Here is a 23,402-nt window from a genome sequence, read left to right as displayed (position 1 = left end):
ATGAAGCTTAATAAAATATTATATTTCGTCCTTTTATCTTTTTGTATTTTCAATGCAAAGGCACAAAACGCTCTTTTGGCAGAAGCCGAAAAAGAATACAATAATTATGCTTACGCAGATGCCATAAAAATTTATGAAAAGCTCGCAGAAAAAGGACTTGAAGACGAGAAAATGTTCCAGAGATTAGGAAACGCTTATTATTTTAATGCCGATTTGCCGCAAGCTGCTGTTTGGTATGACAAACTTTTCGCCGTTAATCCTAAACAAGAACCGGAATATTTTTATAGATATTCTCAATCTCTTAAATCAGTTGGAGATTATGCTAAAGCAGATAAAATGCTGGCTGAATTCAACAAGAATACGAATACGGACAGCCGTGGCATTTTATTCAAAAACAATCGAAATTATCTGGATCAGATTAAATTGAATTCGGGAAGATTTGAAATTTCTCCCATCAATATAAACTCAGAAAGTTCAGATTTTGGAAGCACCGTTTTAAATAACAGCTTAGTTTTCAGCTCTGCTCGAAAAATAGGAAAGAAGGAGGGGAAAACGTTTAAATGGACCAATAAAAATTTTACCAATTTATATACTGCTTCAATTAAATCTGATGGAAGTATAGGCGATCCTGTACTTTTAAACAAAGAGATTAATTCCAAATTTAACGAATCGACTCCTGTTTTTACAAAAGATGGTAAAACAATGTATTTTACCCGAAACAACTTTTTAGATGGAAAACGAGGACGAGACGATAAAAAGATTACGTTATTAAAATTATACAAAGCAACTTTAATAGACGGCAGATGGTCTAATATTACAGAGCTTCCATTCAACAGTGATAAATACAGCACCGCTCATCCTGCATTAAGCCTTGATGAAAAAAGATTATATTTTGCCTCAGATATGCCGGGAACATTCGGCCAGTCAGATTTATTCAGCGTACTGATCAACGCTGACGGATCATACGGCAGGCCGGAAAATCTCGGTTCTTCAATTAATACAGAAGGCAGAGAAACTTTCCCTTTTATTGCTGGAGATAACGAATTGTACTTTGCAACCGATGGGCGTCCGGGACTTGGCGGACTTGATATTGTAGTTGCTAAAATTCTGGAAAACGGAACATTTGATGAGGTACAGAATATTGGCGAGCCTGTAAATACAAAATTTGATGATTTTGCTTTTTATATTGACAGTAATACGCGCAAAGGATATTTTTCTTCAAACAAAAAAGGCGGCGCAGGAAACGATGATATTTACAAGTTTACCGAAACTAAAAAACTGGTTTGCGAAAGAACTTTAACCGGAACTATTTTCGACAGTAAAGCCAATGAAAAAATAGAAGGAGCAAAAGTTATTTTGTTTGATGAAAACCATCAGCAAATTGCAGAAGCAATCACTTTACAAGATGGAACGTATTCGTTTAAAGTAAACTGCAGCAAGAAATATTTTGTCAGGGTAGAAAGAAAACAATATCCAGCGAAAGAAAGCAGTTTTGCAGTTACAACTAATATTGACAATAAGCTTGATTTTACTTTAGAAAAAGAGAAAATTGCAGCTATAGAAATTCCGGAAATAAAAGCCATCAAAGTAGGAACAGATTTAGGTAAAACCCTGAATATATCCATGATTTATTTTGATTTGGCAAAATGGAATATTACAGATGCGGCGGCGGTTGAATTAGGAAAAATTCTGGCAGTAATGCAGGAATATCCAAATATGAAAATCGACATTCGTTCGCATACCGACAGCAGATCATCGGCTAAATCAAATATGATTTTATCAGATAAAAGAGCAAAATCAATTATATCGTGGCTGGTAAGCAAAGGAATAGACAGCAGTCGTTTAAGAGGAAAAGGATATGGTGAAAGCCAGTTATTGAACAGATGTAAAGACGGCGTTAAATGTTCTGAAGCGGAACATTTAAAGAATAGAAGAAGCGAGTTTTTAATCTTATCCTTATAATTTAAAAACCAAACCAAATCAAATGAAAAAGCCTGAGGAATTTTCCTCAGGCTTTCTTTTTTCTAAAATAAAATCGATCTATAGATTATCTTAATTTTCCAACGAATATTACACTACCGCCAATAGCTTCAGAAAGTGCTTCGAATTCAGCAGCTCCTTTTTGTTTTAGAAGTCTGTATTTGAAATTATTACTATCAGTAGGGATATTTCCATAATATTCAACACCATCAATTGTTCCTACTGAGTATACTGTCCCGTATTGTTCAAAAGAAGTAAATGGTTCCACTTTTAAAGTTTTTAAGTCTACAAGCGCATATTTAGTTGTAGCATTGTACCAATCAGCAGGTTTTGCAGGCGGTGTAAATGTATTGTCAAGATATTGAGCAAGTGCTTTACCTCCGTTAACATAAGGTACTACATTTACTGAATGTGCATTTATAGCTGCTCTTAGGTCTACAAAGAAGTTAGGATCAAATGTTCCGTCAGGATTTACTTTTAATAAGCCGCCTGTTGGTGGATTACCTGTTACTGTACTATAATCTAATGAAAGAGCTGTTTCACGAGAAGATCTGTAATACAAAGCTCCGTCGTTACCTTTAGCAAAAGTAAAATACCCCATTGACATACGGGTATCCTTAACATAAGTAACTGCTTTTGAGGCAATATCAAAAACTGCAATTTGAGCATATTGTGGAAATTTATTATAATCTGTTGGTGTTGCTCCCACAGGCAGAATAATTTTTTTTGCAGAAGTAACATAGCTGCTGTAAGTAGATGTTTTAACAGCTGCGTCATTACTTAAAGGCAATGGAGTAACAGCAATAGTTTCTACTATAGCCATGGTTGTTGGATTGAACTTAATGATTTTTCCATCATTTAAGGCGAAAAAATAAGCTTCTGTTTCAGATACGAAAGCTGGAGGTCCAAAAGTACCGCTTACACCTGTACCTGCAAGGCTTAAGGCATCAGCACGTGAAATTTTCATATCGTTGCTTACGTTGTATTTTGTTAACGTTGAAGCAGTACCGTTCCAAACATAAGGATGTTCTCCATAAGAATAGATAGTAGCGCCAGGGCCAATCTCTGTCATTGTTTTATAATCAAGGGTGGAAGGGAATTTATCATAAGCTCCTAAATAAAAAACTCTTCCTCCAGGAGTATTTACACGAACTGATGCAATAACCGCAGGATTGCTTCCTTGCTGGCCTTCATCTGTTTTAGGATCATCAGAGCTGCATGATGTTAATGCAAATACAGAACACATTATAGCTAATGCGGCATGTTTTATAAAAAATCGATTTGTTTTCATACTGATTGGTTATATATAATTAATTAAAATTGCGTTACTAGTTTGATATTAAATGATCTTCCCGGTTTTTGCACCCCAAAGAAGTCATAATTTTTTTCATTGGTTAAGTTTTGAATCTCTGCAGTTAAGGCATATTTAAGCTTATTAAAGCTGCTATGATAGGTAGTCCCAAAATCAAAAGTCTGCTGGCTTGGTATAACAAATGGATTTACAGAAGCACTTTCCCAGCTTCTAAAAAACTCATATACATATCTGGCATCCAGAAAAAGAGATAATTTATCTGATTCGCCAATTAGGTTATGAAAGGAATAATTAACCCCTCCGTTAGCAAAAAAATAAGGCTGATTGGGTACTCTGTCTCCTTTGTAAGCAGCAAATATTCCTTCACTTGAATCATTATAAAAATGCTGGTACGTGCTGTTTGCGTGAAATGAAAGTTTATCATTTTTAGAAGTCCAGCTTCCGGAAACTTCAATTCCTTTAGAAGTGGCCGCAAATACATTCTGATAGCTGTTATTACGGTCTAAACTTGGCACAAATAAGATTTGATTGTCTATCTTTCTTAAAAATAGATTAGTTTGAACCTGCCAGCTGCCAGCATCATATCTTGCTTTGGATTTGAAAAAAAGTTCAAAGTTAACGTTATGACTGCGTTCTGGTTTTAAATTCAAATTACCTTGTATAAATTGTCCGTCTCCAAACAATTCGTCTGTTTGAGGCAGACGGGTAGCGTATTCATACGTTAATCTTGTAGAAAATTGTTCGTTGAATTTAAAACGAAATCCGTTTCCAAGACCAAAATAATTCCCGCTTATGTTTTCTTTTATTACAGAGTTGTTAGAAGGGATTTTCTCCTCAGAATTGATTTTCTGTAAATAATTTTTAACAAAAAACAGATTCTCTAATTTGTCATTAAATGCATTTATTTTAAAATCTGCACCATTAATCCATGTAAACAATTCTTTTACAGCTGTGGCAGGATCATAACCATCTATAAGTCGGTCATCTCCTGTTTGTTTGGAGTAGGTTGGTGCCGAAGTAAAACTCACAGCATAGTGATCATTGATTTTCCATGAAGCTTTTAAACGTGAAAAAACATCATTATTCCAGGTGTAGGTATCACTTGGACCAGTAGATTCTGAAATTTCTCCCTTTACATTTCCTGCAGAACCTTCAATACGCTGGCCATACCAATTGTAGACATAATCAGATACATCTTTAAATTGACGTTCTCTGTAATTGTATCCCGAAATAAAATCTACTTTAAAATTTTCGCCAAAATCATTGCGATAGGTTAGGACAGTTCCAGCCGATTTTCGGTACGTCATCACTTCGCCGTAAGGAACTCCAACCATCAATTGATTGTGCTGAATTTCTTTTGTATAATCAGTGTAAAATCCTTCGATACTCAATTCCTTTGCCCAAATTCTGTCTCTTATACCCGTAACTAACTGCGCTCCGTAGCCTTTGTAGGCATCATGAAATCGAGGTACTGTTACTTTTTTAATCTTACCGGCAGCATCCGGAATATCTACATCTACTTTATAGTTGTTTTGAGAGGTGTCGTAAAAGCCGCTTCCTTTTATAAAAAAACCAGTCTTTTGATCGTAATTACTAAGAACCAAAGATGTTCTGTACGTTCCAAAAGATCCCGCCTGAGCCGAAAACGAACCGCTGAAATTAGGTTTTATTTTTGGAGTAATTAAATTGACAGCTCCGCCAAGAGCATCTGCACCAAATTCGATAGGAACTACTCCTTTATATACCTCAACACGATCAATTAAATTAACAGGAACTGTTGAAATTCCAAAAGTATAACCGTGATAATCCAAAGGAATGCCGTCTAAGAAAAACCGAATTTGATTTCCTGTCAATCCATTCATCGAAAAATTAGTGCGGGAACCTAAGCCTCCTGTACGTCTAACACTAATACCCTGCGTTTGAGCAAGTACTTCGCCTAAATCAGTAGTTTTGAACTTAGCTTCCCGCATTTCTATTACAGAAACGGCTTGTGCTGTTTCTTCTTTTTTTCTTTTTTCAGATAAACCCTTTACCACTACATCATTTAGTGTTTCTGCTTCTTTAGATGTTTTATCAACTTTTTCTAAAGTTATTGTAACCGATGTATTTTGGGAATTTTCTAAAACAATTGTTTGCTTTTTTGAAATATATCCATCTGCGCTCACTTCGATTGTATAGCTTCCTTTTGCCAGATTTTCAATTTGATAAAAGCCGCTGGTATTGGTTTTCGCATTTATTGCTGTACCTAAAAGCTGAATATTAACTCCTGCCAGTGGGTTTCCGTGTTCACCACTTATTTTACCAGAGATTGTGTTTTGTGCGATTAAAAATGTCGACGAGAAAATAAAGAGCAATACTATCTTGAGCTTCATGAAATATACTTAGAATTAATACACTATTCTTATTTAGAATGAATAAAAATTCAAAAGTAGGAAATTCTATTGACAATATCCAAATGTTAAATAAAATATATTAAATTTTATTCAAGGACTTCTATAACTTTTGGTCTTTGGCTCTTTTTTCTAAAAAAATCTAATAGTATCTGAACCGAAAAAGTTAACACAATATAAAGTCCTATAAGTGCCAGTACTGTTGTTATTTTGTTCTCTCTAAAACCGAAGATGCCTTTTCCCCACGAAATCAATATCCATTGTATCATGTACATAGAAGTTAGGTTTTTGCTGCAATATTTTAAAAGCTTAAAAAATTTATTCTCCTTAATATTTTCGGATATCTTAAAAATAATCCATAGAAAAATTAATGTCCAGCCTGCAAAATAAAGTACGCCGCCCGGTCCCATGTGATAAAAACCATTGTAATTGTAATCTCCGTAAATAAAAACAAGAGGTGCGCCCAGAGCAGTAAACAAAAAGCCTGTGTACAACATAACTTTAAACAATTGCGGTCTGTCATAATCAAGTTCCTGATACCATTTGCCAAAAAACATTCCTATGATAATAAATGACATCCACGGAAAAACAGGAAAATAAACGTATGCCGGAAAATCATTATTGAAAATAAGATCTAACACATAATTAATTACCGGATAATTCAAATTGATGCCGCTGACTTCTCTGGAAACTAATGCTATTATTAAGCCTATAGTTAAGATTCCATATTTATTGGTAACATATTTTCTAATAAAACCAATAAACAGCAAAGACATTCCTGCTAGTTGAAGTATGTCGCCTAATAACATCAAATACATATACTGCTGTTCTATTGGCCCGTGCCATCCGTATCTTTGTATAAAATTATCCGGCGCAAAACCAAAAATAACAGGAAAAATGAACTTCAAGAAATTCATAAAAAGGGCTGCAGCTAAAAGCAGTCCGCCGCGGCTTAGAGCGCTTTTAAGGCTTTGATGACGGGAGGTCATAAAGGTTATTCCCATACAGATTAGAAATATAGAAGTTCCTCTGCCCAGAAAAACAATAAAACTCCCAATAAAGGTTTCCGACTGCGATTTGACATCTGCAAATGTCAGCAGTGTATGTATAATTATCATGCCTAGAACACTCATTCCTTTTATGAGGTCCAGTGCTGCAATTCTTTTACTTTGCTGTTCCATAGTTTTGTATTTTTATAAAACCTAATTATTTATTAAATATTGAAATTATCCAACAACCGTTTTTGTGGCTGCAAATGAATTTTCGTTTTCGTTAATATGCTTATTTATAGCTGGATAATCGACTTTACCGTTAACAGTAAGAGGGACTTGATCGAAATAATAGTTTTTTACAGAACTGGCATGTAATCCTAATTTTTCCTTTATTACCTGTGTTATGGTTTCACGCAGTAAAGCGGCATCCTGATGTATAACTCCCAGGTATTTATCCTGAACACTTATACAGATAAAGGTTTGTCCTCCTAATTCATTTTTGAGTAAAAGTTCAACCTCATCAAGGTTTAAACGAACTCCGAATAATTTTATAATACGTTTAATGCGTCCCTTAATATGATAATAACCAAACTCATCTTTTTCTGCCAAATCACCGGTATAGAGTTTATCAGTGTGTTCATAATGCTGCAGATCAAAAATGTTGTTAGCATAACCTCCGGAAACATTTGGGCCGTAATAAATAAGTTCTTTGGTGTCTTCGTCGATTTCAAACCTGCCGTTTTTTACAGGAAAACCTATAGATGTTCCTTTAGTTTGGAAATCTTTTGGCGGTAAAAAAGCCATTCTGCCGCTGGCTTCGGTTTGTCCGTATTGGGCAAAAAACTGCTTATCGTAGATTTGAGTATAATCGGAAATGATACTTGCCAATTCTTTGTTCATCATTCCTCCTGTGTGGGTAAAGTAACGTACAGAAGGGGTGTCTTTTTTAAAGAAACCAAAACGATGCAGTAATTCATAAAAATAAGGAACACCGCTCAATGTAGAAAAACCATATTCGGTAAGATCTGACCAAAATTCTTTTTGAAGTACATCTCTGTCCGTACATACAATTGTATTTGCTTTTATGCAATTTGTTGTAAAAATCGAAAAACCATACACAAAATTGATAGGTACATTTAACGGAACAACATCGTGTTCCGTTATTGGCATGTACTCCATGATAGATAAGGCATTCTGAACCAGATTTTGATCTGAAATCTTAACAAATTTAGGTGACCCGGTAGTTCCTGAAGTGCTCATTAAAAGCTTAATATCACCATGAATAGGAGACAGGCGAATTTCTTTTCTTTTAAAGACTGAAATAGCTGCAGACACCTGTTTTAACTCATAATCTTCAACCACTGTTCTTGACGGATCGAAGATATAAGCAGGTCTGTATTCCTTTTCAAGATTTTGCTTAAACGCAGGATGTAATCCCGCGTTAAGCAATGCTACTGTGTACTTTTTTTGATAAAAATTCAAAAACGTTTCAATTGTCGGCAGCTGATTGTCATTATAAATAAAAACAACGGCACGCAAATCTTCAATGTCTAAAGATTCATGTAAATCGGCAAACGTTTTAACAACTTTGGTTTTTGCATCTATAAAATTTAATTTTTTATTTTTTTGAATTAAATCATAAAGTCCCATAGTTTCTTCTTTTGAATTATTGGATTTCAACACCGTTTTTCTTCAATATTGCTTTTATTTTATCAACGCTTCCCATTTCCAGAATATCTTCCATCGGAATTGAAACATTATAAAATTTCTCCAGCTCATCAACCAAAAGCAAATGACTCATAGAATCCCATTCTACAATACCCTGATATTCTAAATCGGCTGTAATGGATTCTACCGGTATTTCAAATGCAGTTGCAAATACTTGATGTAATTCTTGTGTTGTGCTCATAATAATCTTGTTTTAATTTGTTTATACTTTGTTATTTTTAAACTTTAGTTAATTTCCATTTTCCTGTTCTAAATATGGTAATACAGCCAAAAGCCAATACCAGCTCTGAAATTAAAATGGCAGCAAAAATGCCTTTTGGACCAAAACCTAATGCTACTCCAAATACATAGGAAAGCGGTATTTGTATCACGTAAAACATAAGGATGTACAGCATGGTTACAATCATTACTTTTCCGGCTGCATTAAGCGCTCTGGAAATGACCATGGTGTAACCTAATAATACATAGGCAATAGAAATAATGTGAATGTAAGTTGTGCTGTTGTCGACTACTTCGGGTACATCAGAAAAGATTCTGACAACGGGATCTGCTATAAAAATCCATACTATTGCCACCGAAATCAAAAAGCACATATTGATCATGCCTGCCCGCCAAACTGATTTTTCGGCTCTATCGGGCTGCTGTGCGCCCAAATTTTGTCCCGTTAAAATTCCTGCGGCATTGCCAATACCCCAAGCCGGAGTAGTGGCTATCGAAGCAACTCGCTGTGCTATTATATATCCTGCCAGTGCATTGCCTCCAAAATGAGAAACAATTTTGATCATAAACAGCCAGCTCGATGCAGGAATCAAATACTGCAGCATGCCTCCAAAAGCAAGTCTCAATACTTTATTGAATATTTCGCGATGAATTGCCAGCTGTTGTTTTCCAATTTGAATAATGGTTGTTCCTTTAATTAAATGGAATGCCTGATAACTCAGTCCTATAAAACGGGCTAGAGCGGTAGCAATACCAACTCCTAAAAGTCCGTACGCAGGAACAGGACCCCATCCGAAAATAAGAAGCGGACAGAGCAGTATGTTTAATATATTAGACAGCCAAAGTGTGCGCATTGCCATAGAAGCATAACCGGCACCTCGAAAAATACCATTTAGCGCAATACGGATTATAATGAAGCCGCAACTGGCAAACATTACTTTTGCATACAAACTGCCTTGTTTTATCATTTCTGAAGAAAGTCCTACGAGACTCAATATTTCATCACTCCATATAAAACAGATTAAGCTTATTACAATACCGCAAATAACGCTTATGTTTACTACCTGTCCGGCCGTAACACTTGCTTCCTTAAAGTTCTGCTCGCCAACGCGTCGTGCAATTAAGGTCGACGCCGCTATGCTTAAACCTATAGAAACGGAATAAGAAAAGCTAATAACAGACTCTGTAGAACCAACTATTGAAACTGCTGATGCCCCAAGTTTACTCACAAAAAATAAACTGGCACAAACAAAAACAGATTCCATTACGAGTTCTAAAACCATAGGAACGGCAAGCAGGACAATGGCTCTATTAATACTGCCTGATGTGAATTTTTTCTCTCGGCCTAATACTGCAGTAAGAAACAAATCAGTATAGGATTGAAGCCTTAATACAACTACTTTCATAATTGGTGTTGTATTGTTTCGCCGCTTATCTCTGTAAACTCGTTCATCTCGTATTGCTTAATTACATAAAGTGGATTAGGAAGTTTACTTCCTTTTTTCGGCACGGCAAAACCAGTCTGCTCAGCATATCCATTATTAAGCAGTTTTAAACTGTTGATATAAAATCGTTTAAATTCCGGCTCAAAAAGATTGTACTTTTCAAATCGATCTATGAGATGTGGGTTACTCTGCTGATACTCTTCAATTGAACTTATTACGGTTTTCCAAAAGAGGTGTTCATCGTAATCCATGTGAGTATGTAAAATATCCGACAGGTATCTAAAAAATGCATCAAAAACACCTATTAGAATAAACAAAGGGGTATTTTCTTTATTAGATGATTGTATAAGACCGTCTTTAAGTTCAGCTGGTAATTTTGCTTTGGCTTCTTCAGTTAAAACAATATCATCAACAAAATCTTTAATAATAATACGCTGTGGTATTCCGTTTTTCATGACTAAAATAATATTCTCGCCATGAGGTGTTACACATAAAGAATGCTGATAATAAATATGCAGCAAAGGCTTTAAGTAGGCTTCCAGATATTGTTCCAGCCAGCGTTGAGTGCTAAGTCCGGAAACGTTTATCAGTTCCTGCAGAAAAGGACGATCGTTATCATCGATGTATAACAAAGACGCCATCGTCATGAGGTTTTCGTCAGGTTTACGATATTTTTCGGCACTTTCTCTCCATAATGCACCCAGCATTTCACGATAATGATATGGACTGTCGGTTATGGAATTGTACTGCGGATGACGATAAGAAACCGTAGCCACTTCGCCTAATAACACGACTTCTTTCTCCTCAAAATAAGGATCTTTATCGAGCATTTCTTTAACCCATTTTGTTACCCTTGGCGCAATATCCATTTGTTTTGGAGATAAGCCGCGGATGTTTCCTGTGCTCAAAATAGAGATCGCCGTTTTTACATAATGTTTGGAAGGATAACTTAAATTAAAGAAAGTTCTAATGCTTTGCTGAGGCGAATATACATCGTCGCTTTTGCCCAAAATAACTAAATATTGGTTAGCCAGATCCTGATGAAATTGAAGCAAAATTTTATTGTTCAACTGCCAGGGATGCACGGGAATAAAAACGTAATCTTCAACGATAAGTTTCATATTGCGAAGCTTTTCCTGAAATTTGGTATAAACTTCGGCGCCTAATTCTTCGGTATAAAAATCATTAAAATTGATCGTTTCCAAGGCATTAAATGCAGCTCTTTTTTTATGGGCCGCCAGCCAGTATAAATCCGTATTCTTATTGGCTTCGGGAGCATAATTGTGATACTCACTATTGTTGAAACCAACGCGTCCTTTATTTGCAATTACCCACGGATGTCCCTCCATTTGGTGCTCAATAGTCTGATAATCGGCTTTTGTAAGTTCAGAAGCAGTCAGTTTTTCCCTGTTATGTAAATGTGCATCAGCATATAAAGTGTTGAGAAGTTCTTCGGTATATTTTGCCAATGTGAAAGAATCTATTCCAAAGGTTTTTTGTAATTCCATAAAAAAACAAAGAACATCTTTAGCAGGTGAGGCTGTGCCGTTTTCCCATCTTTGGATACTTTCTTTTTCAATATGCCAGTATTCTAAAAGTCTTGGATAAGCCGAAAAAGTATAGTAAACCTCCGGAAGATCAGTTGTCAGTTTAAAATGGGTGACACCCTCTTTTTTACTTCCTGTAATGGCTGGTTTAGCAACATCTTCGTGCATTAATTCGGCTAAACTCTTGGCTAACAAATTGATATTTACTTTTTCCCAAACCTGAGCGGTAAAAACTTCTATGTGTGGTATTGTTTCTATATTCATTTTAAGTTTGGTATTAAATACTAATTTCTTCCGCTTTTTCTGCGACAATACCCGAAAGGTCAAAATCCTGAAAAGCAATCCTCTTTTCTAACTTATAGACTTCGCGTTTTGCTACTTCATTAATGATATAGGAATTTCGATACGCACCCATGCCCAAATCAGATGAAATGTAGCTGTGCGTATGAATTTCTGCATTCTGCACAAAAATTTCGCTGCCGTTATGATCTATACTGTAGTTTCTTTTTACATCATAACTGCCAGTTGAAGTTCTGCTGATGCGATGCTGAATATCTTTAAGAAATTGAGGTTCCTGATAATGATATCCGGTGCCTAGAATTACATAGTCGGCTTGGTCTGTAAACTTTTTTTGCTGTTCTATCTGCTCCAGATGCAATTCATAATTATGATGAATTCCCGGAGTTATATCATCCAATTGTATATTTGGTCTGATCTTTACACCAATATCCTCGTTATCTACGCTAAGGGTATACAGATGATCGTAAATCTGGTTGAGCAAATCAAAGTTGACTCCTTTAAATTGAGATTTCTGGCGATCCAGCATGACACTTCGAGTCGAGGACGGCATTTGATGGAAATAATCAATGTAATCCGGCGATGTATGCTCTAAAACAAGTTTAGAATATTCCATAGCAAAAAAACGATCAGGACGGGAATACCAATTCAGCTTTAGGTTTTTAGGTCTGTTTTGAAGCAGATCAAAGAACACTTCGGCAGCACTTTGCCCAGAACCAATTACAGTAACCGTATCCTGTTCTAATATTTCTTCTTTTCTGAATAAATAGCTAGAGGTATGGGAAACGTTTTTCATTTCTTTTAGATCGACAAACTCAGGAAGCACAGGTACTGTACCCGTTCCTAATACTAATTTTTCGCAATAGTAAATTTTGGTTTGATTTTCCTCTTTATGAAATACGTGCAATTCATAAAGACCATCTTTATAATAAATTTCTTTTACACAAGAGGAGAAGCGGCAGTTTTTGAGCTGCTTGATTACCCATTGACAATATAAATTATACTCTTTTCGCAGTACAAAGAAATTTTCGCGGATAAAAAATTTATACAATCGATCTGTCTTTTTAAGAAAATTTAGAAAACTAAATTTACTTGTAGGATCGGCCATTGAAACACAGTCGCATAAAAATGGAGTCTGCAAGGTAACATGGTCAATAAGCAAACCCGGATGCCAGTTGAATTGCTCTTTTTGATCAAAAAAAAGTGATGAAACGTCATCGACCGGTTCTAACAAAGCCGCTAAGCCTAAATTGAAAGGTCCAATTCCGATTCCTATTAGTGAATATACTTTACGATCTTCCATTTTATTGGTTTATAAGATTAGGTTCTGCTTCAGCGTTTATTACAATGTCTTGGTTTTGAGGGAATTTAGCCCAGTACCATTCGCGATAGCAAAAATTAAGATTTGAGGTTTTATGCGGCATTTCGATTACCTTATCGATTTTAAAGCCATGAAAAGCTTTATTCATCATCGAAGCTCTGGAATCGACAGCGCCTTCACCAACCATTTTACCCACTTCGGGTTGAGCAAATACATAATCGATCATGCATTGTGTAGAGGGTGAAACAAATTTCAGTTTAGGATCTGTCGGCGCAATAAATTGATGCGTTCCGTAATCAGTAGGCAGCACATCATAATAATCTCCCAATACATCGCGGGTAGGCCAGTATACTTCAATATTAAAAGTTGGTTCTCCGTTAGCCATTCCTATATAACTGTACAAACCATCTCCCGGAAGCAGGGTTCTGTAATAGGTTTCAAGTTCGCGCAAAGGCCAGTCCATTTTCCAAGCTGCTTTTGCATGATCACGATGAAACCATTCGTGCAGCATTTCCAGGTCATTATCTATATCAAGAGGGCGTAAACTTATAGTCACATCTTCTTTAGGGAAATAACGATTGTAGACTAAATCTTTTCCTTTTGGATTTATTAATTGCTCTGAAAAAAAGCGTTTGTGTAAAACATTTGGGAAATTGATGCGGGTAACGCCAGCAGGATTACCGCCGCAGTCAATATCATTAAGTGCTGTAAGCAAATTGCCTTTTACTTTCCAATATCTGCTTTCTAGAATAAATGTAACCAGACCGCTTTCGTCTTCTTTTTGTAAAACCTCTAAAGCATCGTATAAAATATTTAGGAGATTTTTTTCCGCCGCAAGTCCGTTGGCGCCAAAAGTATTTACAACAGCCAATATATTTCCTACCCAGAAATAATGAAGCAGTAAATTGAATAAACGATCGTCTGGTATAAACATTTTTCCGTTTTCAGAGAAACCGGGTACGATAGCATTTAACTGTTCTTCAAAAGATTTTCGGAATAAAAAACTTTGATTATCACGGAAAAATAGTTTTTCAGGCAGGAACGCTCCATTCAATTGTACAAGTGTATTTTGCTGATGCCACTCGCAAACCATTCCCTGTTCATTAAACATTTTTACTACGCCGTTAAGTATAATATCAATGTATTTTTTGAACCAAATCTCACTGGTTTTTTCTACAGATAATCCGGTTTGTTCAGCAGCTTTTTGAATGATGTTCTCCATTCTGGAAGAATCTCCCAATATGCTGTCCTGACATAAAGAAGCTAATAAAGAGACATTATTTTCTTTTTCGGCTCCAGTTCTTTTAAACGGATTGTATCGCACACTGGTAGAAAAAGGATCCAGTACATTTCCGTTATAGGATACAGATATAAAACCCGGATCACAAATCAATTCAATATCAGGATAGGTTTTCTTTACATTGTCTCCCCAGGCAGTCTGCATTAATCGTGATACATCATACCCTCTGTAAAGTTCATGATAATGATTAATACGTTCTGCGCCTGTAATTTTTACGTGAAGCGAAAATTTATACATATAATCGCTTTCGTTATTGTATACGGTTCTTACAGAAGAAGTTGCTGTGAATTCTTTTCCAAATTCACCTAAATCGATAAGCAGCTTTTCTTTTACCAGTGTATCAAATACGGCTTGGTTTTTAAAATGTGAAGCTTCCCACGGATGAACTGGAAGTACTTTCCACTGCGGATTTTTTTCCAGTAAATCTTGCAATTTTTTATCTTCTTTACCTGCTTCTAATACTGTTGCTTTTGCAAAATCAGAAGGTAAAATATTATCTACAGATTTTTCGGTAACCAAATCAGGATGTACTAAAAAATAATGCAGCTTAAAATAACCGCCGGTTTCGGGAGCATATTTTAAAACTTCAGCTTCCGTAAATCCTTCACGTCCTTTGGTAAGAGGGTGCAGTAAATGTCCAGCTGGAAATAATTGTTCTGCTTCAATAAAAGTCATTTCCGCTTTATTAAAATCCTGCTCGGTAGTTTTAAAATGCTCTAAAAACTGCGCTATTTTTTCGGTGCTTAGCTGCATTCTTTTTTTTACATTTTTAGAATCTGCCAACGGATACTGCTGTCTTATGTGAGTTGTAATTAGTTCTAAAAGACGATCTGCATCTATTTCTTTTATAGTTTCAGTAGTAAGATCACGTTCCATTACCGGAAAATCATATAAATGTCTGAAAGTTTCAGATCTGTAGCGTACTGGCGCATAGACTTCAACGTTATCAACAGGAAAATCCAATTTTAGATGAAGCTTATGATCGTACTTTGACATATAAGATTTCAGAACAGGATCGTATTTCGGAATCCCTTCATAAAAACTGCTGTTGCCTAATTCGCGCAGGCAGCAGTTAAGTAAAATAGTAAACGTAATATGGACTGCTTCCTGAGCAATCTCTTTAGGAGAAGATGTAGTCATTTCCGTGTTTTTTTATAATTGAAAGGATATTATTAATGTGTGCAATAGTCGTTAATGGGTTCAAAATGGTGAACTTCAGGTAAAAAATGCCATTTACTTTTGTACTTGCCACTAAAACTTCACCATTAAAAAACATCTTCTTTTTGATATGTAAATTCATTTTACATGTATCTCCAGGCCAGCCGTCTAGTTTATATCTAAAAACCAAAACGCTTAAATCAGAATCTGTTAAAAGTTCAAAATCTTTGTCGTTGTCTATAATTTCAGCCGTTTGCTGCGTAGTTTCGATAATGGTTTCTGTATACTGTCCCAGTTTAGTTCTTCCCATGTGGCGCAGCGTACACCATAACTTTAAAGCATCAAAACGACGTGTACTTTGTACCAGAGACTTGTTAATTTGAGCCGGAAGTTCATCATAATCCTGCTCTTTAGGATTTAGATAATCGGCGTGGTGTTTTATAATATGAAGATGCTGTTTGTTTCTCACCATAAAAGCACTGCTGCAGATAGGCTGAAAGAAAGATTTATGGTAATCAATCGTAACAGAATCAGCTTGTTCGATACCGTTTAGAAGATATTTGTATTTGTCTGTCAGTAATAAACCGCATCCATAAGCAGCGTCAACATGCATCCATAATTCATGTTTTTTTGCCAGAATTGCAATTTCAGATAATGGATCAATATTTCCGAAATCGGTTGTGCCGGCTGTAGCCACAATAGCAATAGGAATGTTGCCTTTTTCCAGTTCTTCAGTAATGGCCTGCTGTAATTTTTCAGCATCCATTCTATAACGGCTATCTGTAACAACCTGTACGATAGACTGCTCGCCAAGTCCTAAAATAGAAGCGTTTTTTTGATTGCTGAAATGAGATTTTTCAGAAACAAAAATTCTAAACTTACTCGCTTCCGGAGGGCATCCGTTTAATTTGATGTTCCAATTCAGGTATTTTAGAGCAAAATAATCTCTTGCCAAAAGCAGTCCCATAAGGTTACTCTGCGAACCGCCTCCAGTAAAAATACCATCACAATCAGCATTATATCCAATTTGTTCACCTGTCCAGGCAATCAATTTTCTTTCTATAAATGTTCCTCCGGCACTTTGATCATAGGTATCCTGCGATGAATTAATAGCGCTTATCAGCACATCGGCAGCTAAAGCAGGAATTACTACAGGGCAATTTAAATGAGCTATATATTCTGGTAAATGATAGGCAGTTGCATGGTTGACATAAATTTCATCAATCTCATCCCAAAGGCTTTCATAATCTTGCAGCGGTACATCTAAGTTTACAGCTTCTACTTTATTTCGTATTTCCTCAGGTTTAATACCGCTGAACGGAATTTTGGTATTTTCAAGAAAACCATTTACGCGTTTTTGCACTAATGCTATGGCGTTGTTGTATTCTGTACCGGAATTTTCATGAAAAATATCCTGATAAAAATGGTCTGCAGGACTTTTAACTAAGACTTCCTGATCGTTGTCTAATAGGTTTTGCATAATTATTAGTTTTTAAAATTTGGGTTACTTAAAATAGGTTACTTTGTTGGAAACAGGGGTTCTCTTTTTTCTTGATGGTTCAATATCTTCGGGATAGTATCCAACATAAATCAAACCGAGAGATTTTTCATTTTCGGCGAGATCAAATTGCTTTAAATAATCAATAGCACCTGCCGATGTACTCCAGTAACTGCCAATATTATGGGCAGTGCAGGTGAGGGCGATGTTTTGAACGGCAGATGAAACGGCGGCAACTTCTTCCCATTCCGGAAGGTTTATTTTGTGATTGCGAACCATGACAACGCCAATCACACAAGCTGAATTAAGAGGATATTCTTTAAGCAGATTGTACTTTTCTAGAGCCGTTTCGGCAGAAAACTTTTCATAATAAAAGTCTTTGTAATAGGCCGCCAGAAAAGAGCCTAGTTTCTCTAAATAGCCATCCTTGAAAACAATAAACCTCCAAGGTTCGGTCATTTTGTGCGTAGGCGCATAAGTTGCATTTATTAAAATTTCATTTAATAATTCATCCGGTATGTCTTGCTTAATAAACTCATCAGCATAAACACTTCGTCTGGTCCGGATAATCTTTGAAATTTTTTTTTGCAAATCTGAGCCCTTGATTTTACTGGGTTTAGTGCTAATATTCATATTTTTTTAATAAATTTTTTAAGAAAATTCTTTTTTAAATTATAAAAACAAATATATTTGTAAGTAGATTTTATTTAGAATGAATAAAAACAGCGCGAGCAAATGTAGAAATTAATCTTTATAAAAAAAATAAAACCGAAAAAAAATTATACGAAATCCTGTACGTTTTTAAAGTACATTGGAACAAGGTTTTATTTGTATAGAATTTAGTTTTAGAAGTTTGTGTTTTTTATTTGTCCCAATTGTTATTAACTGTTAAATAAACTAATGAAATGAAATCACAATCCTTAATTGAAGATGAAATACCAGTAAAAGAAAATTATGCCTATCAGATTCCTACAAGCCCGCTGATAGTGGAGATTACGCCTCAGGAAAGAAATATTTTATCTAATGTGGGAGCACTTTTGGAGAAAGCATTCCAGAGCTATGAAAATCCGGATTATATAGAGGCGCTTCATCTTTATTCTTTTCAGCTTCTTCCGGAAAGAATAGCTAGAATCTTAAGCCGTTTTGGAACAGACTTTTCGGCAGATCAATACGGAGCCATTATTTTTAGAGGTCTTCTGGAAGTTGATCAGGATCATCTGGGACCTACTCCCTCTAACTGGCAGAGTGCCGATTATTCCAAACTTAATAAATACGGATTTATATGTTCACTGCTGCATGGCGCAGTTCCGTCAAAACCTGTTCAATATTATGCCCAGCGAAAAGGCGGAGGGATTCTTCATGCTGTTATTCCGGATGAAAATATGGCCGCTACGCAGACAGGATCAGGATCAAAAACTAATTTGTATGTTCATACCGAAGATGCTTTTCTGCTTCATCAAGCCGATTTTTTAAGCTTTCTTTATTTGCGAAATGAAGAAAGAGTTCCTTCAACACTTTACTCAGTACGATCACACGGCAAGGTTAATAAAGTAATGAAAAAGCTTTTTCAGCCTATTTATCAATGTCCAAAGGATGCTAATTATAATGAGGAAGTTAATGATGGTCCGCTGGCTTCGGTGCTATATGGAAACAAGGAACTGCCTTTTATTAGATTCGATGCGGCAGAACAGATATTTAATGAAAAAGCAGGACAAACTCCTGAAGCTCTTTACAATTTAACTGAATTCTGGAATGAGGCCAAAGAGTTAATAAATAGTGATTATATACCGGATTCCGGAGATGTTATATTTGTCAATAATCATTTATGCGCGCACGGCAGAAGTGCTTTTATAGCAGGGCAGAGAGAGGAAAATGGCAAGATTGTAAAATGTGAGAGAAGACAAATGCTCAGAATGATGAGTAAAACGAGTCTAATTCATATAAGGTCAATGACGCATACCGATGATCCGTATTTTGTTATGGAAGAACATTTGGGAAAAGTTTTTGATCAGGATTAAGCAGCGAGGCTGCATTAGAGAGAGATGTCAAAATAAGTTTGATGTCTCTTTTTTGTATCGGTTTTATAAAAAAACGAGTTAAATAGTATCCATTTAACTCGTTTTTTATTTTTAACTTTTTATAACAATCCTAAGTTCTTCGCTTTTTCTATTAAATCTTTATCGCTTCCTTTTCCTTTTAATAACTGATCTTTAATGTTTGCTTTTCTTTTTTCTATAGCACTCATCGAAAGAGGAATATAATCCGGAAGATTTACCGTTTTTACTCCTTCAGAAATTAAAATTAAAATCTGATTGTCATGATTATCCCAATTTATATTTTTCTTAAATAATTCTCTTTGGGATTCTATTATTGTAGGACTTCTATATATTGTTCCTTCAATAATACTCTTGCAGATTATCGAAAATAATTCAAAGTTGATATCAGTTTTTGCTATAAAACCTTCAGGCTGTATTCCTTTTATAATTTTGTCTACAGTTAAAGGTTCACTTCGCATTGTAAGGAGAACTATTTTACAATTAGGAAATTTTTCTCTAATTAAAGATGCCAAATCAATACCACTATTAATATTCATTTTTTTAAAAGGGGGCATATTAATGTCGAGTAATGCAAAGTCAATATTAATATTTTGCTTAAAGTGAAGCATGATTTTACTATAAGCATCTTCACAATTATGACTTTTTATAAAAGTTGGCGGATTTTCCTGAAATTCTTTATCCGACAAGAGGTTGACATAACTATCCACGGTCATAGGATGGTCATCAACTATTAACATATTTAGGCTCATAATTTATGGGGGATTCTATTTGAAACAAATCTAATAAAAATATTACGGACTTTACGTACAATTTTTCGAATCAGGTTTTTTTTACTATTAAATAACTTAGGAAAATTTTATTTTTTGAAAAAAAACATCCAATCATTACACGCTATCGAGCATTGAATTGTGAAATTTAGAGTCGATTGTTATCTAGTGATTAATAGTTTGTTATTGATTTGTTTTTTTTATATATGTAAGTGTAATATTACGGATTTACCGTAAATGCCAATTAAGTATTAGCTGTTCTTTTGTTAAAGTAAATAATCAACCCCACTTTTTTATGAGAAAAAAAATGCAAATTTTAGGATTACTTTCTTTAGCTTTATTAACTTTTTCCTGTTCAAATGATGATTATGAAATTCAGGATGCTAAAAGCAGCGATCTAAAAGATTTATCGATTGAGAGCTTAAAAAAAGAGTTAAAAGAAACCAAAACCGACTCAATTGGAGTATATAGAACTAATGGAGAACCAAACAATCCAAAACCTCCAAGATAGTAAAAGGCAGATTAGAGTATGTAATTTATTTTAAAATTACATACTCTTTACATGTTTCAAAATAGTATATTTGAAACTGTTAAAAATAATTTGATCTTGAAAACTCCTTCCAGAATTCTATTTTTTTTGTTCGTCGTATTTTCCTTTTTTTCATGTAAAAAAAATGAAACTATCTTATTTGATAAAATTCATATTAATGAACTATCAGAAAGTAAAAAAGAACATTATCTGGATTCTATAGTGGTTTTATTAAAAAACAGAAAAAACGATTCGGTTACCAGAAATCTTTATCTGGATATTGCTTCTGAATACTATTACCTCAATAATTTAAAAAAATCTTTAGCCGCCAGTTTCAAGGTTTTGCATTTATCTACTCAGGTTAATGACACCATTCGAATGGCAAAGGCATCTTACTTTGTGGGCGACTGCTATGAAAATTCTAAAAAAGACAGTGCCTATTTTTATTATTTAAAAGCAGAGAAAATATACTATGCAGTAAACGACTATAATAATGTAGCCAGAATGTTGTTTAACAAAGCGCATGTTTTGTTTTATGATGCTAATTATATAGAATGCGAAATTGAGGTTTCAAAGGCGTTGCAGTATTTAAAAGGATCTGGAAATCATAAATTGTTATATTCTTGTTATACCTTAATGGGAAACTGTTTAGAGAAGTCAGCAAATTATAACGAAGCATTAAGGTATCATAATCTGGCGCTGACTGAGATAAAAAGTATGAAGATTAAAGATGATATCAATAATTATAACGTTATCTCAATTATTAATATTTGTAATTTATACGACCTTCAGGGACAATATTCAAAATCTATAAAGGAATTGCAAGGTCTCGTTTCAGAGGATTTAAAGAAGAAATGGCCAAAATTGTATGCTAATGTTTTAAGTAATCTGGCTTATTCTAAAATGAAGAATGGAGATTATAAAAATGTGGAATCAATGTTTTTAGAATCTCTTAAAATTGTAGACAGCATTGGAATTGAATCGGATGTATTGTATAAAAAGATTTATATAGGCGAGTATTTTTTAACTCAAAAAGATACGCTGAAATCAATCAAAAGCCTAAAGGAAGCAAATCAGCTTGCCAATAAAATTAAAAACTTTAATGAGGTTTTGACTTCATTAAAACTGCTCTCAAAATTAGATAAAAAGAACCGTCTTTTTTATACCAATAAATACATTAGAGTAAGTGACAGTATTAATGCATCTCAAAAAAATACTCATAATAAGTATGCCAGAATTGAGTATGAAACTTCAAGGATAGAGGATGAAAACAAAGTTTTGACAAAAAGGAACTTTTACATTTTAATTTTTTCATTTGGGCTGATTTTATTACTGGTAGTAATTTTTGTTTTGAGGTATTTAGAGTACAAAAATAAAGAGCTGCAGTTTTTAAAGAAACATCAAAAAGCGAATGAAGAAATATACCAGCTGCTGACGGAACAGCATGAAAAAATAGATGTTGCCAAAGAGAATGAAAAAGCCAGAATTGCAAAAGAATTACATGATGGTGTAATGAACAAAATTTATGGTGTTCGAATGAATCTTGGTTTTTTTAATTCTAAAACAGATGCAGCCATAATTGAAAAAAGAAAAGTATATATACATGAGCTGCAAAATATTGAAAATGAGATTAGAACTATATCGCACGACTTAAGCCGGGGTTCTTTTTTTGATGGTAATGATTTTGATGTGCTGCTGCTAAGTTTAATCGAAAATCAAAGAGATATAAGCGGTACTCAGTTTAAATATATAAATGACGAAACTTTTGAATGGTCGACTGTTCAAAATATCTATAAAATAAATTTATATCGCATAATTCAAGAGGCTATTTTAAATATTAATAAATATGCAAATGCAGAAAATTGTGAAGTAAAAATTCAGTGTGAGGAGAACAATCTTTTAAAACTGACTATTACTGATGATGGAAATGGATTTGATATTAAAAATAAAAGAAATGGTATTGGATTAAATAATATGAGAGAAAGGGCAAATTCTTTAAAAGGTCAATTTAACATTGAATCGAAAATTGGAGAAGGAACAAAAATTGAAGTTACATTTAATTTTTAGAACTTATCTATACCCCAAATTAACCATTCTCAGCTAAATCCATAATTTCAAATTCTTCATAAGATACTATTGATTACATTGTTTGTACTCAATAGTATTTCTTGCGTTATATTTAGGTTATCCGCTCATTATTAATCGTTTGTACATTGGATATAAAAGCCCGTAATTTTTATATCAAAAGCCCGTAATTTTTAGATAGATGTTACTGTTATTTTCGTAACAGAGGATAGGTAAGCTATGTTTAAAAGCCTATACTTTATCTTATTATGAATGGAACTAACAATGGCTGGCATGTTCTATATGTTAAATCTCGCCATGAGAAAAAAGTATACGAAGCGCTTAAAGATTTATCAATGGAAGTTTTTTTGCCTTTAGTAAAAGAACATCGTCAATGGAAGGAAAGGAAGGCAGTTGTTCAAAAGCCGCTTTTCCCGTCTTATGTTTTTGTATACATTAACTCTTCACTCAATTTTTACAAAGCGCTGTCAGTAAGCGGGGCGTGCATGTATATTCGTTTTGGAATAGAGTATGCTAAAATTTCTGAGGAAGAAATTAATAAAATTAAGCTTCTAATTGGTAAAGAATACATTACCAACATAGAGACTAGTTCTATGATGCCAAAAATTGGCGATTTAATGGAGATTACAGATGGTCCGCTTTCGGGCTTCAACTGCAAAGTTGTAAAAATAAATAATGAACATAAAATCATTGTTCGTATAGAATCATTGCAGCAAAACATAACTGCGGCTATCCCAGCCAGCTTCTTGTTTAATAAACTAACGGTATAAAATAATT

17 protein-coding genes are annotated in these 23,402 nt (G+C 34.6%); 5 read left to right on the top strand and 12 right to left on the bottom strand.

Annotated features, from left to right (window positions below):
* Positions 1 to 1,962, top strand: a complete 1,962-nt coding sequence (locus AC1RRQ_RS07495; protein ID WP_493022389.1) for an OmpA family protein — start codon at positions 1 to 3, stop codon at positions 1,960 to 1,962.
* Positions 1,963 to 2,047: 85 nt separating this feature from the next.
* Here the strand turns inward: AC1RRQ_RS07495 and AC1RRQ_RS07490 are convergent, their stop codons facing one another.
* The 11 genes from AC1RRQ_RS07490 to AC1RRQ_RS07440 form a co-directional block, all read right to left on the bottom strand.
* Positions 2,048 to 3,271, bottom strand: a complete 1,224-nt coding sequence (locus AC1RRQ_RS07490; protein ID WP_493022388.1) for a DUF4374 domain-containing protein — start codon at positions 3,269 to 3,271, stop codon at positions 2,048 to 2,050.
* 23 nt (positions 3,272 to 3,294) lie between these two features.
* Positions 3,295 to 5,664 carry a TonB-dependent receptor gene (locus AC1RRQ_RS07485; RefSeq protein WP_493022387.1) on the bottom strand — a complete coding sequence of 790 codons (2,370 nt, stop codon included), beginning with the start codon at positions 5,662 to 5,664 and terminating at the stop codon, positions 3,295 to 3,297.
* Between the two features lie 107 nt (positions 5,665 to 5,771).
* Positions 5,772 to 6,863 carry a heparan-alpha-glucosaminide N-acetyltransferase domain-containing protein gene (locus tag AC1RRQ_RS07480; protein ID WP_493022386.1) on the bottom strand — a complete coding sequence of 364 codons (1,092 nt, stop codon included), beginning with the start codon at positions 6,861 to 6,863 and terminating at the stop codon, positions 5,772 to 5,774.
* Positions 6,864 to 6,908: 45 nt separating this feature from the next.
* Positions 6,909 to 8,324, bottom strand: a complete 1,416-nt coding sequence (locus AC1RRQ_RS07475) for an AMP-binding protein (RefSeq protein WP_493022385.1) — start codon at positions 8,322 to 8,324, stop codon at positions 6,909 to 6,911.
* Positions 8,325 to 8,340: 16 nt separating this feature from the next.
* Positions 8,341 to 8,583: an acyl carrier protein gene (locus AC1RRQ_RS07470; RefSeq protein WP_264550649.1), complete on the bottom strand. Its 243-nt coding sequence runs from the start codon at positions 8,581 to 8,583 to the stop codon at positions 8,341 to 8,343.
* A gap of 37 nt (positions 8,584 to 8,620) precedes the next feature.
* Entirely contained in the window at positions 8,621 to 10,027 is a 1,407-nt protein-coding gene (locus AC1RRQ_RS07465) for an MATE family efflux transporter (protein ID WP_493022384.1), read from the bottom strand.
* Complete coding sequence (locus tag AC1RRQ_RS07460) at positions 10,024 to 11,877, bottom strand: IucA/IucC family protein (RefSeq protein WP_493022383.1); 1,854 nt, start codon at positions 11,875 to 11,877, stop codon at positions 10,024 to 10,026. Before AC1RRQ_RS07460 ends, AC1RRQ_RS07465 begins: the two co-directional genes overlap by 4 nt.
* A 13-nt stretch (positions 11,878 to 11,890) precedes the next feature.
* Positions 11,891 to 13,213: a lysine N(6)-hydroxylase/L-ornithine N(5)-oxygenase family protein gene (locus tag AC1RRQ_RS07455; RefSeq protein WP_493022382.1), complete on the bottom strand. Its 1,323-nt coding sequence runs from the start codon at positions 13,211 to 13,213 to the stop codon at positions 11,891 to 11,893.
* A gap of 1 nt (position 13,214) precedes the next feature.
* Positions 13,215 to 15,671 carry a GNAT family N-acetyltransferase gene (locus AC1RRQ_RS07450; RefSeq protein ID WP_493022381.1) on the bottom strand — a complete coding sequence of 819 codons (2,457 nt, stop codon included), beginning with the start codon at positions 15,669 to 15,671 and terminating at the stop codon, positions 13,215 to 13,217.
* Complete coding sequence (locus AC1RRQ_RS07445; protein ID WP_493022380.1) at positions 15,652 to 17,169, bottom strand: pyridoxal phosphate-dependent decarboxylase family protein; 1,518 nt, start codon at positions 17,167 to 17,169, stop codon at positions 15,652 to 15,654. The genes AC1RRQ_RS07450 and AC1RRQ_RS07445 overlap by 20 nt, the downstream gene beginning before the upstream one ends.
* Positions 17,170 to 17,193: 24 nt before the next feature.
* Positions 17,194 to 17,820, bottom strand: a complete 627-nt coding sequence (locus tag AC1RRQ_RS07440) for a nitroreductase family protein (RefSeq protein ID WP_493022379.1) — start codon at positions 17,818 to 17,820, stop codon at positions 17,194 to 17,196.
* A 272-nt stretch (positions 17,821 to 18,092) separates the two neighbouring features.
* Here AC1RRQ_RS07440 and AC1RRQ_RS07435 point away from each other — a divergent pair, with 272 nt between their 5' ends.
* Positions 18,093 to 19,205, top strand: a complete 1,113-nt coding sequence (locus AC1RRQ_RS07435; protein WP_493022378.1) for a Fe(II)-2OG oxygenase family protein — start codon at positions 18,093 to 18,095, stop codon at positions 19,203 to 19,205.
* A gap of 119 nt (positions 19,206 to 19,324) precedes the next feature.
* Here the strand turns inward: AC1RRQ_RS07435 and AC1RRQ_RS07430 are convergent, their stop codons facing one another.
* Positions 19,325 to 19,993 (bottom strand): response regulator, encoded by a 669-nt coding sequence (locus AC1RRQ_RS07430; protein WP_493022377.1) that lies wholly within the window; start codon positions 19,991 to 19,993, stop codon positions 19,325 to 19,327.
* A 313-nt stretch (positions 19,994 to 20,306) separates the two neighbouring features.
* Here AC1RRQ_RS07430 and AC1RRQ_RS07425 point away from each other — a divergent pair, with 313 nt between their 5' ends.
* The 3 genes from AC1RRQ_RS07425 to AC1RRQ_RS07415 all read left to right on the top strand — a co-directional run bounded on the left by AC1RRQ_RS07425 (position 20,307) and on the right by AC1RRQ_RS07415 (position 23,395).
* Complete coding sequence (locus AC1RRQ_RS07425; protein ID WP_493022376.1) at positions 20,307 to 20,522, top strand: hypothetical protein; 216 nt, start codon at positions 20,307 to 20,309, stop codon at positions 20,520 to 20,522.
* Between the two features lie 126 nt (positions 20,523 to 20,648).
* Entirely contained in the window at positions 20,649 to 22,607 is a 1,959-nt protein-coding gene (locus AC1RRQ_RS07420; RefSeq protein ID WP_493022375.1) for an ATP-binding protein, read from the top strand.
* A gap of 266 nt (positions 22,608 to 22,873) precedes the next feature.
* Complete coding sequence (locus AC1RRQ_RS07415) at positions 22,874 to 23,395, top strand: UpxY family transcription antiterminator (protein WP_493022374.1); 522 nt, start codon at positions 22,874 to 22,876, stop codon at positions 23,393 to 23,395.
* The last annotated feature ends 7 nt before the right edge of the window (positions 23,396 to 23,402 follow it).

The sequence above is a fragment of the Flavobacterium sp. GW821-FHT12A05 genome (assembly GCF_058807735.1).
This window is presented reverse-complemented; position numbering and strand designations above follow the sequence as displayed.